This window comes from Streptomyces sp. NPDC059524, assembly GCF_042749255.1.
Lineage (GTDB): Bacteria > Actinomycetota > Actinomycetes > Streptomycetales > Streptomycetaceae > Streptomyces > Streptomyces xanthii.
The window spans coordinates 32775-49137 of record NZ_JBHYTK010000048.1 but is presented as its reverse complement, the minus strand read 5'-3'; the positions used below and the strand labels follow the sequence as shown (position 1 = coordinate 49137).

10 protein-coding genes are annotated in these 16363 nt (G+C 68.5%); 6 read left to right on the top strand and 4 right to left on the bottom strand.

Annotated elements, in window-relative coordinates; genetic code table 11:
- Positions 1-60: 60 nt before the first annotated feature.
- The 3 genes from ACFW9D_RS16205 to ngcE are packed head-to-tail and all read right to left on the bottom strand — an operon-like array spanning position 61 to position 3438.
- Complete coding sequence (locus ACFW9D_RS16205) at positions 61-969, bottom strand: carbohydrate ABC transporter permease (protein ID WP_188336347.1); 909 nt, start codon at positions 967-969, stop codon at positions 61-63.
- Positions 966-2024 carry a carbohydrate ABC transporter permease gene (locus ACFW9D_RS16200; RefSeq protein WP_384622456.1) on the bottom strand — a complete coding sequence of 353 codons (1059 nt, stop codon included), beginning with the start codon at positions 2022-2024 and terminating at the stop codon, positions 966-968. Before ACFW9D_RS16200 ends, ACFW9D_RS16205 begins: the two co-directional genes overlap by 4 nt.
- Before the next feature lie 7 nt (positions 2025-2031).
- The gene (ngcE, locus tag ACFW9D_RS16195) at positions 2032-3438 is read right to left on the bottom strand and encodes an N-acetylglucosamine/diacetylchitobiose ABC transporter substrate-binding protein (RefSeq protein ID WP_188336349.1); all 1407 of its coding nucleotides are present in this window, start codon (positions 3436-3438) and stop codon (positions 2032-2034) included.
- Positions 3439-4285: 847 nt separating this feature from the next.
- On the opposite strand from ngcE, the gene ACFW9D_RS16190 reads away from it, so the two are divergent.
- From ACFW9D_RS16190 to infA, 3 genes are all read left to right on the top strand, one after another.
- Positions 4286-8167 carry a GH92 family glycosyl hydrolase gene (locus ACFW9D_RS16190; RefSeq protein ID WP_384622453.1) on the top strand — a complete coding sequence of 1294 codons (3882 nt, stop codon included), beginning with the start codon at positions 4286-4288 and terminating at the stop codon, positions 8165-8167.
- A gap of 195 nt (positions 8168-8362) precedes the next feature.
- Positions 8363-9145 (top strand): GNAT family N-acetyltransferase, encoded by a 783-nt coding sequence (locus tag ACFW9D_RS16185; protein WP_384622450.1) that lies wholly within the window; start codon positions 8363-8365, stop codon positions 9143-9145.
- Positions 9145-9366, top strand: a complete 222-nt coding sequence (gene infA, locus ACFW9D_RS16180; protein WP_188336352.1) for a translation initiation factor IF-1 — start codon at positions 9145-9147, stop codon at positions 9364-9366. The genes ACFW9D_RS16185 and infA overlap by 1 nt, the downstream gene beginning before the upstream one ends.
- A 75-nt stretch (positions 9367-9441) precedes the next feature.
- Here infA and acnA read toward each other — a convergent pair whose 3' ends face one another.
- The gene (gene acnA, locus ACFW9D_RS16175) at positions 9442-12171 is read right to left on the bottom strand and encodes an aconitate hydratase AcnA (RefSeq protein WP_384622447.1); all 2730 of its coding nucleotides are present in this window, start codon (positions 12169-12171) and stop codon (positions 9442-9444) included.
- 311 nt (positions 12172-12482) lie between these two features.
- Here acnA and ACFW9D_RS16170 point away from each other — a divergent pair, with 311 nt between their 5' ends.
- The 3 genes from ACFW9D_RS16170 (at position 12483) to ACFW9D_RS16160 (ending at position 16343) form a co-directional block, all read left to right on the top strand.
- Positions 12483-12830 carry a hypothetical protein gene (locus ACFW9D_RS16170; protein ID WP_384622445.1) on the top strand — a complete coding sequence of 116 codons (348 nt, stop codon included), beginning with the start codon at positions 12483-12485 and terminating at the stop codon, positions 12828-12830.
- Positions 12831-13016: 186 nt separating this feature from the next.
- Entirely contained in the window at positions 13017-14546 is a 1530-nt protein-coding gene (locus ACFW9D_RS16165; RefSeq protein ID WP_384622442.1) for a helix-turn-helix domain-containing protein, read from the top strand.
- Between the two features lie 108 nt (positions 14547-14654).
- Positions 14655-16343, top strand: a complete 1689-nt coding sequence (locus ACFW9D_RS16160; protein WP_384622462.1) for a hypothetical protein — start codon at positions 14655-14657, stop codon at positions 16341-16343.
- The last annotated feature ends 20 nt before the right edge of the window (positions 16344-16363 follow it).

The window sequence follows — 16363 nt, the reverse complement described above, 5'->3', positions numbered from 1 at the left end:
GAGAGCGGTCACTCCGGGGCCCGGCCCCTGTGCGACGCGGGTGCGGCGCGACGGTGTGCGTCAGCGGAAGGTGCCCTGCGACACCGAACCGGCGATCCGCCGCTGGAAGATGATGTACACGATCAGCACGGGCACGACCGTGACCACGATGGCCGCGAACAGGCCGCCGTAGTCGATGTCGTAGACCTGCGAGGACGCGTAGGCGGACATCCCCTGGGTCAGCACCCATTTGTCCTGGTCGGTGTTGAGTGCCACCGGCAGGAGGAACTGGTTCCACAGGCCCAGGAAGTTGAAGATCGCCACCGCGGCCATGCCCGGCTTGGCCATCGGCAGCATCACCTGGAAGAACGCCCGCCAGTCACCGGCGCCGTCGATCAGCGCGGCCTCGTAGACGTCGTGCGGCAGCGACCGGAAGAACGAGTACAGGAAGAACATCGTGAACGGCAGCGCGAACGCGACGTACGTGAGGACGAGACCGGGCCGCGTGTTCAGCAGACCGAAGTTCTGCAGCTGGAAGAAGAGCGGCACGATCGCCAGGAAGACCGGGAAGGTCAGCCCGGCGAGCATCACGTAGTAGATCAGCCGGCGGCCGGGGAACTCGAACCTGGCCAGGACGTAGGCGCACATCGCGCCCAGCAGCATGACCAGGACCAGCGCGGAGACGACGATGATCACCGAGTTGAGGAAGTACTTCCCGATGTTCGCGTCGGTCCACGCGTGCGCGTAGTTCTCGAACCGCCAGCGCTTCGGCAGCTTGAACGGCGACGACAGGATCTCGCTGGTGGACTTGAACGAGGACACCAGCACCCACAGCATGGGCACGATCACGATCACGGACCACAGGATCAGCAGCGTGTGCGAGATCACCGCGAACCGGCGGTCGCTGCTCGCGGCGGCTCTCGTCAGCTTCCGGTCACGCGCCGGCTTGCGGTCCGTCGTCTGTTCCCGGTCGGCAACAATGGCGCTCACCGAGCACCTCCCTTGACCGCGCCACGACGGGCCTTGGCCCCGGGCGCTTTCTTTCTGCCCTCGCCCTCGCCGCCGCCCGTCAGGCGGTTGACGAGGAACACCAGTGCCGCGAACACGAGGGTCACGACGGCGAGCACGACACCCATGGCGGTGGCGAGTCCGAACTGCTGCTTCGCGAAAGCGACGTTGAACAGCCGCTGGCTGATCGTCAGGGTCGAGTTGTTCGGGCCACCGCCCGGCAGCATCGCCTGGACGTAGACGAACGAGTCGAGCGCGGCGATGCCCAGGTAGATGTAGCCCGTCTGTACGGTGTCCCGGATCGACGGCAGGGTGACCGAGAGGGTCATCCGCAGCCGGCCGGCCCCGTCGATCCTCGCCGCCTCGTACAGCTCCGCGGGGACGCCCTTGATCGCGGCGATGAAGAGCACCGCGTAGAAGCCGACGAGCCCCCAGACGATGACGAACATCAGGGACGGCATCGCGCTCGCCGTCTCGCCCAGCCAGGCGAACTTGTCGAACCCGTCGAGGCCGAGGCCCGTGAGGATGCCGTTGACCAGGCCTGCGTTCGGGTCGTACATCTGCGCCCACACCAGGCCGACGATGATCGCCGGCACGACGTAGGGGAAGAACGAGACGATCCGGTAGAACGACGCTCCCTTGATGCCCCGGACGGGGCCCCTGCTGGGACCGCCCAGGGTGACGGCCACCGCGACCCCCAGGGCGAGCGTCAACGTCACCAGCGGCACGCAGACCGCGAGGATCGCGATGTTGCGCAACGCCTTCATGAAGACGTCGTCCTGGAACATCTTGGTGAAGTTGTCCAGGCCGACGAACTCGTAGTCCGGGCTGAAGCCGCGCCAGTCGGTCATCGCCCAGAAGATCGCCTGGACGAACGGGTACAGGACGAAGAGCACGAAGATGGCCAGCGGGACGCCGAGGAACGCGAGGAAGAACGTCACCCGGTCGAAGGTGAGCTTGCGGCGCCGGGGCCGCCCACCGCCGGCGGCCGCCCCGGGCCGGCGGCTCGCGGTGTCGGAGATGGTCGTTTCTTTCATCGCGGTGCTAGCTGACCTTGATCTTGTCGACGGAGTCGTCTTCCCGGATCTTGTCGGAGATCTTCTGCAGCGCCGAGGTCAGCCCCTTGCCGTCGATGTCGCCGGAGAGGAACGAGTTGAACGGCACCAGCTGGTCCGTGTTCATCCCGTAGGCCTCGACGAAGTTGTAGGTGAAGATGTTGGTGCCGGCGGCCTCCAGCATCTTCGTCTGCGAGACGAGAGCCGACGAGCCGTAACCGTCGGCGGGCACGGTGCCCTTGACGATCGTCGGGGCCAGCTTCGTCTTCGAGAAGTTGGCGGCCGCCTTCTCGGACAGCATCGCCCGCAGGACCTCCTTGCCGCCGGCCGGGTTCTTGCCCTGCTTGGGCACGATGTACGGCTCGCCCGCGGCCGCGCGGATCGCCTCGTAGGGCAGCTTCGGCTTGTCGGTGAGCGTCATCGACGGGAAGCCGGTCATCTGGAAGTCGGCCTTGGTGGCCTTCTTCATCTCGTTCTCGATCCAGCCGCCGGAGGGGTAGAGCAGCGCCTTCTGGTCGTTGCTCCAGATCGCCTGCGCCTTCTGGAACTGGGTGCCGGAGCCGCCGGGGACGAACATCTTCTGCTTGACCATGGTCTCCATGACCTTGATCACGCCCTGGACGGCCGGGTGCGACCAGCAGCCCTTCTCCAGGTTCTCCAGTGCGAGCCGGACCTCGTCGCCGCCCTCCTTGATCGCCGAGTCGATCAGGAGCGTGCGGTAGTAGGTCGCCGCCTCCTTGCCGTGGACGAAGAGGTACTTGCCCTTCTTCTTCGCCTTCTGGCCGAGGTCGAGCGCCTCGTCCCACGTCTTCGGCGGGGTCCAGCCGTTCGCCTCGAACAGCGTCTTCGAGTACCAGACGCCGTAGACCGTCATCACGTAGTTGAGCGCGACGAACTTGTCCTTGAACGTGCCGGGGTCCTTCACGCCGGGGTAGACGATGTCGGCGATCTTCTTGCCCTCGTAGGTGTTGGCCTCGAAGACGTCGTCGAGCTCCTCGAGCTGGTCGAGGATGCCGAGGAAGCCGATCTGGTCCTCACCGGAGTTGTCGATGAGGTCCGGCGGGTTGCCGCCGACGAAGCGGGGCTGGAGCTCCGGGGCGATGTCGACGACCGGCTTGACCTGGACCTTGAGGCCCTTGACCTGGCTGCCGACGACCTGGTTGGTGTAGTCGACGTAGTCGGTGCCGTAGCCGCCGTCGAAGATGGCCGCGTCGACCTTGGAGTTCTTGGCGACGCCGAACGGGTTCGTGGCGCTCTTCTCGCCCTTCGGACCGCCACCTCCGTCGCCCTTGCCCGAGGGAGAGCCACACGCCACCGCGAACGAACCCATCGCCGCGGTTGCGATCGCTCCGCGCAGGAGCGTCCGCCTGTCAAGAGAGCCGGCACGAATGGTCATCTCTGCATCCTCACTGATCGGTTGGAGCTGTACGGATGTGCTGCGTGTGCGGCCGGCGGGCCGGGTCGGCCCGGCCCTTGCCGCACTTCTCTTGGAGCGCGCCCCGGGTGCGGGTCTCCGCCAGAGGGGTCCGCGGAGCTGCGTGCCGGGGCGTTTCGCCGTCGTCCCGGTGCCGCGCGGCGGCACCGAGGGTGATCAGCTGAGCGATGCCGGAAAAGCGGTCACCGGGGCCGCGGCCGGAGCGACGGTCGCGCCCCGCTCGATCAGATCGCGATGGCGTACGCCGGGGGTGGATCCCATGCTCAAGTCCTCGCCTTCTCCAGGACTCAGGCGGTGAACCGGATCCTCCCCGGCACCGCGGTGATGTGCTGTGTCGTCCCCTCACCGAGGGGGAACGCAGGTGGAGCTGGGTGCTGCGATGAGAACCGGCGGCAAGGGGGAATCCGACGGGCCGCGCGCTCGCGCCCCCGCCGCTCTCCCCCCGTTCCCCGGGTCCGTCCGCGGCCGGTTCGCACCGGCCGGGCCAGACGCCGACAGGTATAGTCCACTTCCCGCGGGGTGGGCAAGATCGAATGCAGGTTTGGACGTCGGTCTTTTCCGAGTTGAGACCTCACGGAAACCAGCCACGGCATCGCCCCGGCCGGCATTCCCCCGCGCCGCCGGCATTCCCGCGTTCGGAGGTCGAACGCGGGGCGGGTTTCCGTGCCCCGTACACCCGAGCGAGTCGACACCCGGTGCGGGTGCCCGTACGGCCCAACACCCTTGACACCCTTGACCACTTGCCGCACTACTGGACCCTGCGCACCAAGCTGACAACGTTGTCCGAGCGCGCCGGGAGGGTGCAGGGATGCAGGGCGGAAGCAGGGGAAGCACGGGTCACAGAACGGGCCGGTACAGAACCGGCCGGAGCCGGCGACGGCTCGGCGTCACGGCGGTACTGGGGGCGGCCGCCCTGGTCCTGACCACTGCGGGGCAGGGCGCGGCGGCCCCGCGGCCCGACCGGGAAGAGGACGCGGCGCAGGGGTTCAGCTCCTCCTTCGAGGCGGGCCAGCCCGCGCCGGACTGGCTGAACACGGTCGACACGGACGCGGACGGGAAGAAGCGCGCGAGCGGGGTCGACGGCGGCTACGTCGCGGGCATCCCCGGCAATGTGAACGGGCACGTCACCGAGGTCCGGGCCAGCGCCGAGAACGCGGGCGGCGGGGAGACCAAGGAGAACCTGGTCGACGGGGAGGCCGGCACGAAGTGGCTGGCCTTCGCGCCGACGGCCTGGGTCGAGTACGACCTCGACTCCCCCGTCGAGGTCCGCAAGTACGCGCTGACCTCGGCGAACGACCACGACGAGCGGGACCCGAAGGACTGGGTCCTCAAGGGCTCGGCGGACGGCACGACCTGGACCACGCTGGACAGCCGTACCGGGGAAAGCTTCGGGGCGCGGTTCGAGACGAAGACGTACGCGATCGAGAAGCCGGCCGCGTACGCGCACATCCGGATCGAGTTCACGAAGAACAACGGCGCCCCGGACATCACCCAGCTCGCCGACCTGCAGCTGTCCACGGGCGACGAGCAGGCGCCGGCCCCCGAGGACATGCTCTCCCTGGTCGACAAGGGTCCGGGCGGCTCGCCGACGGCGAAGGCGGGCGCGGGCTTCACGGGGGTGCGCGCGCTGCGCTACGCCGGCACCCACAAGACGGACGGGCGCGCGTACTCGTACAACAAGGTGTTCGACGTCGACGTGGCGGTGGAGAAGGACACCGAGCTGTCCTACAAGATCTTCCCGCAGATGGCCGACAAGGATCTCGACTACGACGCCACGAACGTCTCCGTCGACCTGGCCTTCACCGACGGCACGTACCTGAGCGACCTCAAGGCCGTCGACTCCCACGGCGGGCTCCTCACGCCGCAGGGGCAGGGCGCGGCGAAGCGGCTCTATGTGAACCAGTGGAACGCGGTGCGCTCCGGGATCGGCTCGGTCGCCGCCGGGAAGACCGTCGACCGGATCCTCGTCGCCTACGACTCCCCCAAGGGTCCGGCGAAGTTCCGCGGCTGGATCGACGACCTCGGCATCGAGCGGGCGAAGCCCGCGGAGCCGAAGGCGCACCTGAGCGACTACGCGTCGACGACCCGCGGCACGAACTCCAGCGGCGGCTTCTCGCGCGGCAACACCTTCCCGGCGACGGCCGTCCCGCACGGCTTCAACTTCTGGACGCCGGTCACCAACGCGGGCTCGCTGAGCTGGCTCTACGACTACGCCCGGGACAACGACAAGGACAACCTGCCCACGATGGAGGCGCTGGCGGCGAGCCACGAGCCGAGTCCGTGGATGGGTGACCGCCAGACGTTCCAGATGATGCCGTCGGCGGCGAAGACGGTCGACACGTCCCGCGCGGGGCGCGCGCTGCCCTTCCGGCACGAGAACGAGACGGCCCGCCCCTACTACTACGGGGTGACGTTCGAGAACGGTGTGAAGGCCGAGATGGCCCCCACCGACCACGCGGCGGCGCTGCGCTTCACCTATCCGGGCGACGACGCGAGCGTGATCTTCGACAACGTCTCCGAGCAGGGCGGCCTCACCCTCGACCGGGACAAGGGGGTCGTCACCGGCTACTCGGACGTGAAGTCGGGGCTGTCGACGGGCGCGACGCGGCTGTTCGTGTACGGCGTCTTCGACAGGCCTGTGAAGGAGGCCGCGTCGGCGGGCGTGAAGGGGCACTTCACGTTCGACGCCGGCAAGGACCGCACGGTGACGCTGCGCCTGGCGACCTCGCTCATCAGCATCGACCAGGCGGCCGACAACCTGGCGCAGGAGGTGCCGGAGCGGCGGTCGTTCACGCAGGTGCGGGACGCGGCGCGGGCCCAGTGGGACACGCTGATGCGGAAGGTGGAGGTCGAGGGCGCGACGCAGGACCAGCTCACCTCGCTCTACTCCTCGCTGTACCGGCTGTACCTGTACCCCAACTCGGGCTTCGAGAAGGTCCGTTCGGCGGGCGGCAAGGGCACGTACAAGTACGCCTCGCCGTTCTCCCCGATGCCGGGTCCGGACACCCCGACGCACACCGGCGCGAAGATCGTGGAGGGGAAGCCGTACGTCAACAACGGCTTCTGGGACACCTACCGGACGACCTGGCCCGCGTACACGCTGCTCACTCCGGGGAAGGCGGGTGAGCTGGTCGACGGATTCGTCCAGCAGTACCGGGACGGCGGCTGGATCTCTCGGTGGTCCTCGCCCGGGTACGCGGACCTGATGACGGGCACGTCGTCGGACGTGGCGTTCGCCGACGCGTACGTGAAGGGCGTCAAGGGCTTCGACGCCGAGGCGGCGTACAAGGCGGCGGTCAAGAACGCGACCGTGGTGCCGCCGTCGTCGGGCGTCGGCCGCAAGGGCATGGAGACCTCTCCGTTCCTCGGCTACACGTCGACGGACACGCACGAGGGCCTGTCGTGGGCGCTGGAGGGCTACCTCAACGACTACGGCATCGCGCGGATGGGCCAGGCGCTCTACAAGAAGACGGGCGAGAAGAAGTACAAGGAGGAGTCGGAGTACTTCCTGAACCGCGCCCGCGACTACGTGAACATGTTCGACGGCAAGGCGGCCGGCACCGGCTTCTTCCAGGGCAAGGACGCCCAGGGCGACTGGCGCGTGAAGTCGGAGGACTTCGACCCGCGCATCTGGGGTCACGACTACACGGAGACCAACGCCTGGGGCTACGCGTTCACGGCGGTCCAGGACAGCCGGGGCCTCGCCAATCTGTACGGCGGCCGCGACGGTCTCGCGAAGAAGCTCGACACGTACTTCGCGACGCCGGAGACGGGTTCGGCGGAGGTCGCCGGCTCGTACGGCGGGGTCATCCACGAGATGACGGAGGCCCGGGACGTGCGGATGGGCATGTACGGGCACTCCAACCAGGTCGCGCACCACGTCACGTACATGTACGACGCGGCCGGGCAGCCCTGGAAGACGCAGGAGAAGGTCCGCGAGGTGCTCTCGCGCCTCTACACGGGCAGCGAGATCGGCCAGGGCTACCACGGTGACGAGGACAACGGCGAGCAGTCCGCCTGGTACCTCTTCTCCTCGCTCGGCTTCTACCCGCTCGTCATGGGAAGCGGCGAGTACGCCATCGGTTCCCCGCAGTTCACGAAGATGACGCTGCACCTGGAGAACGGCGAGGACCTCGTCGTGAAGGCGCCGAAGAACAGCGCGAAGAACGTGTACGTGCAGGGTGTGAAGGTCAACGGCCGGACCTGGTCGAAGACTTCGCTGCCTCACTCGCTCGTGTCGAAGGGCGGTGTCATCGAGTTCGCGATGGGCGACAAGCCGTCGGCGTGGGGGACGGGCAAGGACGCGGCGCCGACCTCGATCACGCAGGACGACAAGGTGCCGGCCCCGCGCCACGACGTCACGACGGGCTCGGGCCCGCTGTTCGACAACTCCTCGGCCACCTCGGCGCGTGCGGAGTCGGTGGAGCTGCCGGTCGGCGCGGACGGAGCGAAGGCGGTGCAGTACACGCTGACCTCCGAGGACCGGGCGAAGGCCCCGGCGGGCTGGAAGCTGGAGGCGTCGGACGACGGGACGTCCTGGAAGACGCTCGACTCGCGCTCCGGTGAGTCCTTCGCCTGGGACCGGCAGACGCGCGTGTTCGGCGTGAGCGACCCGGGCGAACACCGGCACTACCGGCTGGTGTTCGCGGGTGGCGCGGCGACGGTGGCGGAGGTGGAACTGCTCGGCTAGTTCCCTGAATCAATTCGTTGGACAGGGCCGCGACACGGTGCGTACCTTCGTGGACGAACCGTGACGCGGCCCTTGGAGGTGAGACCCATGTACAGAGAAGGCAAGTGGGTGCTCCTCCTTTCCCCACGGTCAGGCGATTGACGTAGGTCGCCCGGGAGCGCTTTCGACATGGCGATCCCGAAAAGGTGAAGACCTATGGAATCAACAGAACTGACCGGTTCAGCGGTGATCACGCGCGTCGCCGATCACGAGTGGCACGCGCTGGTGGACGACCTGGTGGTCGGCCGCGGTGAGGCCTGGCGGCGGCACGACGGGCGGCTCTTCCTCAGCATCGACGTCTGGCAGGACGCGCTCTTCGACCCCCTGGTCGCGGCCCTGCTCGCGGCACTCCCCCGCCCCCTGTACACGGTGGTCGACGAGGCCGACTCCGCGCTCATGTCCCGCTGGGAGCACGCCGGTTTCACCGTCGCGCGCCGCGAGGGCGTGTACCTCGTTCCGACCGACCCGCGGGTCACGGGCCTCGGCCCGGTCCGTCCGCCGTCGGGCGTGACGATCCTCCCGTTCGGCGCGCCGGAGCGGGACCCCCTGCGCGATCTGGACCGCGCGGTCCGCGCCGAGGTGGAGGCCTCGCTCGGCTGGCGGGAGATGCCGGCCGAGGTGCTGCCCCGCCTCGACGACGCCGTCGTGACGGATCCGACGAAGTACACGGTGGCGGAGGCGTCCGGGCGCTACGTCGGACTGCTCCGGCTCGCGCCCGTGCCGCGGCAGCCGCGCATCGGGCTCCTCGCGGTCCGGTCCGACCGGCAGCGCGGGGGCGTCGCGCGGGCGCTGCTCGCCGATGTGCTCGGCTCCCTCCACACCTCCGGGACCAGGGCGGTGTCCGCCGAGGTCGGCGAGCGCAACGAGGCGGCCCTGGCCCTGTTCGAGACCGTCGGCGCCGAGCGCGCCGGCGGCAACGCGGAGCTGGTGATCCTCTGATGCCGAAGACGAACCGCGGTATCGAGATGGAGGGCACCGTCGTGGAGTGCCTGCGTGACGCCAGGTTCCAGGTGGAGCTGAAGAGCGGGCACAAGGTGCTGGCGCACATCAGCGGCAAGATCCGGAAGAACTACATCAAGATCGTGCCGTTCGACCGGGTGCTCGTGGAGGTCAGCCCGTACGACCTGACGCGGGGCCGGATCGTCTACCGGTACCGCTGACCAAGGCGGAGGGCCGCACCCCCGTCACCGGGGATGCGGCCCTCACCTGCCCTGCTGTACCGCTTGCTCGATCCCTTACTTGCGGATCAGGTTGCGCAGCACGTACTGCATGATGCCGCCGTTGCGGTAGTAGTCGGCCTCACCGGGGGTGTCGATGCGGACGACCGCGTCGAACTCGACGCCCGTGTCGGTGGTGACCTTGACCGTGCTCGGCGTGGTGCCGTTGTTGAGCTCGGTGACACCGGTGATGGAGAAGGTCTCCTCGCCGGTCAGGCCGAGCGAGTCGGCGTTCTGGCCGGCCGGGAACTGGAGCGGCAGGACGCCCATGCCGATGAGGTTCGAGCGGTGGATGCGCTCGTACGACTCGGTGATGACGGCCTTGACGCCGAGGAGCGCGGTGCCCTTGGCGGCCCAGTCGCGGGACGAGCCGGAGCCGTACTCCTTGCCGCCCAGGATGACCAGCGGGGTGCCGGCGGCCTGGTAGTTCTGCGAGGCGTCGTAGATGAAGGAGACGGGGGCGCCGTCCTTCGTGAAGTCGCGGGTGTAGCCGCCCTCGGTGCCCGGCGCGATCTGGTTGCGCAGGCGGATGTTGGCGAACGTGCCGCGGATCATGACCTCGTGGTTGCCTCGGCGCGAGCCGTAGGAGTTGAAGTCACGACGCTCCACACCGTGCTCGGTGAGGTACTGGCCGGCCGGGGTGTCGGCCTTGATGGCGCCGGCGGGCGAGATGTGGTCGGTGGTGACCGAGTCGCCCAGCTTGGCCAGGACGCGGGCGCCGGTGATGTCGCCGACCGGGGCCGGCTCCATGCCCATGCCCTCGAAGTACGGGGGCTTGCGGACGTAGGTGGACTCGGCGTCCCACTCGAAGGTGTTGCCGGTCGGGATCGGCAGGGCCTGCCACTGGGCGTCGCCCGCGAAGACGTCCTCGTAGGACTTGTCGAACATGTCCTCGCCGATGGCGTTGGCCACGACGTCGTTGACCTCGGCCTCGGAGGGCCACAGGTCGGCCAGGTAGACCGGCTTGCCGTCCTGGTCGGTGCCGAGGACGTCCTTGGTGATGTCGACCTTCATCGAGCCCGCGATGGCGTACGCGACGACCAGCGGCGGGGACGCCAGGTAGTTCATCTTGACGTCGGGGTTGATGCGGCCCTCGAAGTTCCGGTTGCCGGAGAGGACCGAGGTGACGGCGAGGTCGTGGTCGTTGACGGCCTTCGAGACCTCCTCGGGCAGCGGGCCCGAGTTGCCGATGCAGGTGGTGCAGCCGTAGCCGACCAGGTTGAAGCCGACCTTGTCGAGGTACGGGGTCAGACCGGCCTTGTCGAAGTAGTCGGTGACGACCTTCGAGCCCGGGGCGAGGGTGGTCTTGACCCACGGCTTGCGGGTCAGGCCCTTCTCGACGGCCTTCTTCGCGACGAGCGCGGCGGCGACCATCACGTACGGGTTCGACGTGTTGGTGCAGGAGGTGATCGCGGCGACGGTGACGGCACCGTGGTCGATCGTGTACGTCGAGCCGTCGGGGGCGGTCACGGTGACCGGGTTCGACGGGGTGCCGTTGGTGGCGGCCGGGGCGTCGGAGGCCGGGAAGGACTCCTCGCCCGCCTCGTCGGCGGTGGAGACGTAGTTCAGCACGTCGTGCTTGAACTGCTCGGCGGCGTTCGCGAGGACGATGCGGTCCTGCGGGCGCTTCGGGCCGGCGATCGACGGGACGACCGTGGAGAGGTCCAGCTCGAGCTTCTCGGAGAAGTCCGGCTCGGCGGCCGGGTCCAGCCAGAGGCCCTGCTCCTTGGCGTACGCCTCGACGAGCGCGACCTGCTGCTCGTCACGGCCGGTCAGACGCAGGTACTTCAGCGTCTCGTCGTCGATCGGGAAGATCGCGGCGGTGGAGCCGAACTCCGGCGACATGTTGCCGATGGTGGCGCGGTTGGCCAGCGAGGTGGCGGCGACGCCCTCGCCGTAGAACTCGACGAACTTGCCGACGACGCCGTGCTTGCGCAGCATCTCGGTGATCGTGAGGACGAGGTCGGTGGCGGTGGTGCCGGCCGGGAGCTCGCCGGTCAGCTTGAAGCCGACGACGCGCGGGATCAGCATGGAGACCGGCTGGCCGAGCATGGCGGCCTCGGCCTCGATGCCGCCGACGCCCCAGCCCAGGACGCCCAGGCCGTTGACCATCGTGGTGTGCGAGTCGGTGCCGACCAGCGTGTCCGGGTAGGCCTGGCCGCCCCGGACCATGACCGTGCGGGCCAGCTTCTCGATGTTGACCTGGTGCACGATGCCGGTGCCCGGCGGGACGACCTTGAACTCGTCGAACGCGGTCTGGCCCCAGCGCAGGAACTGGTAGCGCTCCTTGTTGCGGCCGTACTCCAGCTCGACGTTCTGCTTGAAGGCGTCGTTCGTGCCGAACTTGTCGGCGATGACGGAGTGGTCGATGACCAGCTCGGCCGGGGCCAGCGGGTTGATCTTCGCCGGGTCGCCGCCGAGCTCCTTGACGGCCTCACGCATGGTGGCGAGGTCGACGACGCAGGGCACGCCGGTGAAGTCCTGCATGATCACGCGGGCCGGCGTGAACTGGATCTCCTGGGAGGGCTGGGCCTGCGAGTCCCAGCTGCCGAGGGCACGGATGTGGTCGGCGGTGATGTTCGCGCCGTCCTCGGTGCGGAGCAGGTTCTCCAGGAGGACCTTCAGGCTGTAAGGGAGGCGCGCGGAGCCCTCGACCTTGTCCAGCTTGAAGATCTCGTACGACTCGTCGCCCACGCGCAGCGTGCTGCGGGCGTCGAAGCTGTTCGCCGACACGACAGTCTCCTTCATATATGTGCGCGTTCCACCACATCCTGCCGACACGACCTGCTCGCCGATCCGCTAAGGTAAGGCTTAGTTAGGTAACCCTTACCGTCGAGGCGGCGAGGTCGCGCGACTGCGGCACGCCTCGGCAGATATCTCGATGTCGAGATAACTCTAGTACATCACCGAGCGGTGCCATCAAGCGGCGCCACCCGGCCCTTCACCGCGCGCCCACCCGCCCAGCCTTCCCATCGTCGTACGGCACCTCGCACTCCACCAGTGCTACGTCCCGGGGCGAGGCATCATTCAGGGCTACCCTCCCCCGCAGGGGGTGGACCGTGAATGTGACGCTCGGCGCACTCGTGGCCGCCGCGGGGATCGCGCTCGTCGCGCTCGGGCTTCTGGCCGGCGGGCGAGTGAGGCGGCCCTTCCATGCGCGGCGCGCGCACGCGGCCGAGCGGCGACGGTATCCGGTGGCACTGAGGCGGGCCTGCGACATGGCGATCGCCGAGGCGCGGCGGCGGGCGGGAGCCGGGGAGCTGGCGATCGTGCGGACGGACGCGGTGCTGGAGCTGATGCGGGGGCACTTCGGGTTTCCGTACGCGCGGCGGGAGGATGCGGCGGCGGCGCTGCACAGACGGTTCCGGGAGCGAGGGTGCGCGGTGGACTGCGTGACGGACGCCTGACGCCACCCCCTCCGACCGGCGATGGCGGGCGCGACACTCCGTCAGATCCGCATATGACCGGAATCAACCACTTCCGCCACTAAGGTCACACCGGTCACGAGTGCGGTCGCTGAGCCTCCGTCAAGCCCCTTCACCCGAACGGGCCCCACGGAATGCGTCATCTCATATCTGAGATAACCTGCCGCTATGGCAGACGACTACCTCGTACGCATCGGCAAGCTCATCCGTGACGCCCGGCAGCACCGGGGCTGGACGCAGGCACAGTTGGCCGAGGCACTCGGAACCAGCCAGAGCGCAGTCAACCGCATCGAACGCGGCAACCAGAACATCAGCCTTGAGATGATCGCCCGCATCGGCGAGGCACTCGACAGCGAGATCGTGTCGCTCGGCTACTCCGGTCCGATGCACCTGCGGGTCGTCGGCGGCCGCCGCCTGTCCGGCGCCATCGACGTCAAGACGAGCAAGAATGCGTGCGTGGCGCTGCTCTGCGCCTCCCTCCTGAACAAGGGCCGCACGGTGCTGCGCCGCGTCGCCCGCATCGAGGAGGTCTACCGCCTGCTCGAGGTCCTCAACTCCATCGGTGTCCGCACCCGCTGGATCAACGACGGCATCGACCTGGAGATCGTGCCGCCGGCCACGATCGACATGGGGTCGATCGACGCGGAGGCGGCCCGCCGCACCCGCTCGATCATCATGTTCCTCGGCCCGCTGCTGCACCGCCTGGACCACTTCAAGCTGCCGTACGCGGGCGGCTGTGACCTCGGCACCCGCACGATCGAGCCGCACATGATCGCGCTGCGCCGCTTCGGCCTCGACATCACGGCGACCGAGGGGCTCTACCACGCCGAGGTCCAGCCGGACGTGGCCCCGGACCGCCCGATCGTGCTGACCGAGCGCGGCGACACCGTGACGGAGAACGCGCTGCTCGCCGCGGCCCGCCACGACGGCACGACCGTCATCCGCAACGCCTCGTCCAACTACATGGTCCAGGACCTCTGCTTCTTCCTGGAGGCGCTCGGCGTCCGCGTCGACGGGATCGGCACGACGACGCTGACCGTGCACGGCGTCCCGCACATCGACGTCGACGTGGACTACTCCCCCTCCGAGGACCCGGTCGAGGCGATGAGCCTGCTGGCCGCGGCCGTCGTCACCGAGTCCGAACTCACCGTGCGCCGCGTGCCGATCGAGTTCCTGGAGATCGAGCTGGCCGTCCTGGAGGAGATGGGCCTCGACCACGACCGCTCCACGGAGTACGTCGCCGACAACGGCCGCACCCGCCTGGTCGACCTGACGGTCCGCCCCTCCAAGCTGGAGGCGCCGATCGACAAGATCCACCCGATGCCGTTCCCGGGCCTGAACATCGACAACGTCCCGTTCTTCGCGGCGATCGCGGCCGCCGCCCAGGGCCAGACCCTCATCCACGACTGGGTCTACGACAACCGCGCGATCTACCTCACCGACCTCAACCGCCTCGGCGGCCGCCTCCAGCTCCTCGACCCCCACCGCGTCCTGGTCGAGGGCCCGACCCGCTGGCGCGCCGCCGAGATGATGTGCCCGCCGGCCCTGCGTCCGGCCGTGGTCGTCCTGCTCGCGATGATGGCGGCGGACGGCACGTCGGTGCTGCGCAACGTGTATGTCATCAACCGGGGTTACGAGGATCTGGCGGAGCGGCTCAACTCGGTGGGCGCGCAGATCGAGATCTTCCGGGACATCTGAGGCCGCCGTCGGCGGTATACATCGTGACCACGCTGCACGTGAGGTCACGATGTATACCAGGCTGTATGGATTGTCGGATCACCCGGATAATCTGTCCGGGTGTACGACATGACGGACCCGGCCGCCGTTCGGCAGGCGGCGAAGGACGCTGAGAATGAGCGTCTGAAGCGTGCGCGCGAGCGGCGGGACAGCAAGCGCTCCTCTGGCGTGAGTGGTTTCGCCCAGCGCAAGTGGCGCTGGCTCGGTGTCGGTGGCACCGATGCTGTCGAAGCGGTACTGAGCGTGCTCACCGATGCGTTGGATACGGATCTGCCCGAAGCGGAGCGTTCGGTCCTTGCGCAGGCAGCGGCCGGGGATCCGGATCGCGAGCACCTGTTGTCTGCCATCCGGTCGGGCCTGAGCCTTCTTCCGGCGCAAGCCGTGCTTGGCCACCTGCGGAGCCTCTGGGCGACCGGAGTGCGATGGCTCAACGAGCCGGGACTCGAGCGGTGCCGAGTGTTGTGCTCAACGGCACCGGCGCTCGATCTCGTCAGCAAGCGCGCCCGCGCAGTTTCCGGCGGCCCGGCTTTCAGCCTTTTCGCAACTGCCGCCACCCGCGGTGCGATTCCTGTGCCGAATCGCTATCTTGACCAGGTTCTCTCGTGGGCACCCCTGTCCGTCATCGACGACTTGATCGAGCATGGCGGCCTCATGACCGAGGACGCGCCGTGGGCGAGCCGGGGCGAGCAGGAGAGCGCCTATCTGCGCGCCCGCCTCGAACCGGCCGCCATCACCGGCGAGCAGGCTGAACGCCTCGGCTGGCAGGAATACCTGCGCCGCCGTTCCTTCCTGCTGGGTGAGACACTCCCGCGTCAGGAACCGGATGACGTCTGGGATCTGCTGTACGACGTCGTCATCGACGGCGATACGACGATGCTGCACGCGCTCGACGTGGCCCTGCCCCGGCCTCAGCAGATCGAACTGCGTGACCTCAAGTCAGGTGCGCTGTCCGGGCAATGGCCGCCGAGCATGACCGAGGACCAGGGGCTCTGGCGGCTGATGACCACCTTGTGGTCCCCCCGGGAGACGGTCGATGCCAGACGAAGCCCGTTCTACGCGCTTGTCGCCCTCAACCGAGCCTACGACCTCGTGAAGGCCGGCGAACCTGAAGCGGCTTCCCAGCAGGTCCGCTCATTGGTCGGGGGCGCACAGAGCCGTAAGGTCCCCCCTGCCATGGTGCAAGAGGCCCACGCGCTCGGGGCCTACACAGCCGTGGCGTTGAGCGAGCAGCTCGATTCGCCCGCCGCGCGGGACAGGCAGCTCGACGCCGCGATGGAGCACGCCGAGCTGGCAGCAGCGCTAGGCGGTCCCGTTGCCGAGCGCAATCTCCGCATCCTCCGCTCCTGGAGAGCCACGAAAAGAAACGACCGGGCCCCGTTCAGCAACCCTTTCCTCGACATCGGCCTGGACCACGGCTCGGGCAACTGGGAGACGCACTGCCGGGAACTCTTCCGTCGGCATGAGGGGGATGCGCGGGCGCAATCGGAATTGAACAGAGCCGAGGAGCGCATTCGTGCAGCTCTGCACACCGAGGCCGGATGGGACGTCTTCTACCGACTGCCACTCGACTGGTCCCGGTTTGACCTACCCACCCGGGTTCCCCAGCATCTGGTGCCTCCGGTGGATGCGCTGCCGCGTCGGACTCCGGTGACAAGTGGAGGCGAGTTGGAGGGCATTCGCGCCCGCGCCGCCGTCGAACTGCTTGACGACTTCCGAACCACCGCACCGCGGCTCGACCGCCACCGCCAGGTGCAGTGACCGTTTCACCGTCCTTGGCT

Excerpts from the sequence above, each read along its gene's own strand:
- infA (WP_188336352.1), top strand. The coding sequence starts at position 9,145 with ATGCCGAAGACGAACCGCGGTATCGAGATGGAGGGCACCGTCGTGGAG.
- ACFW9D_RS16160 (WP_384622462.1), top strand. The coding sequence starts at position 14,655 with ATGACGGACCCGGCCGCCGTTCGGCAGGCGGCGAAGGACGCTGAGAAT.
- ACFW9D_RS16200 (WP_384622456.1), bottom strand. The coding sequence starts at position 2,024 with ATGAAAGAAACGACCATCTCCGACACCGCGAGCCGCCGGCCCGGGGCG.
- ACFW9D_RS16165 (WP_384622442.1), top strand. The coding sequence starts at position 13,017 with ATGGCAGACGACTACCTCGTACGCATCGGCAAGCTCATCCGTGACGCC.
- acnA (WP_384622447.1), bottom strand. The coding sequence starts at position 12,171 with ATGAAGGAGACTGTCGTGTCGGCGAACAGCTTCGACGCCCGCAGCACG.
- ACFW9D_RS16190 (WP_384622453.1), top strand. The coding sequence starts at position 4,286 with ATGCAGGGCGGAAGCAGGGGAAGCACGGGTCACAGAACGGGCCGGTAC.
- ngcE (WP_188336349.1), bottom strand. The coding sequence starts at position 3,438 with ATGACCATTCGTGCCGGCTCTCTTGACAGGCGGACGCTCCTGCGCGGA.
- ACFW9D_RS16185 (WP_384622450.1), top strand. The coding sequence starts at position 8,363 with ATGGAATCAACAGAACTGACCGGTTCAGCGGTGATCACGCGCGTCGCC.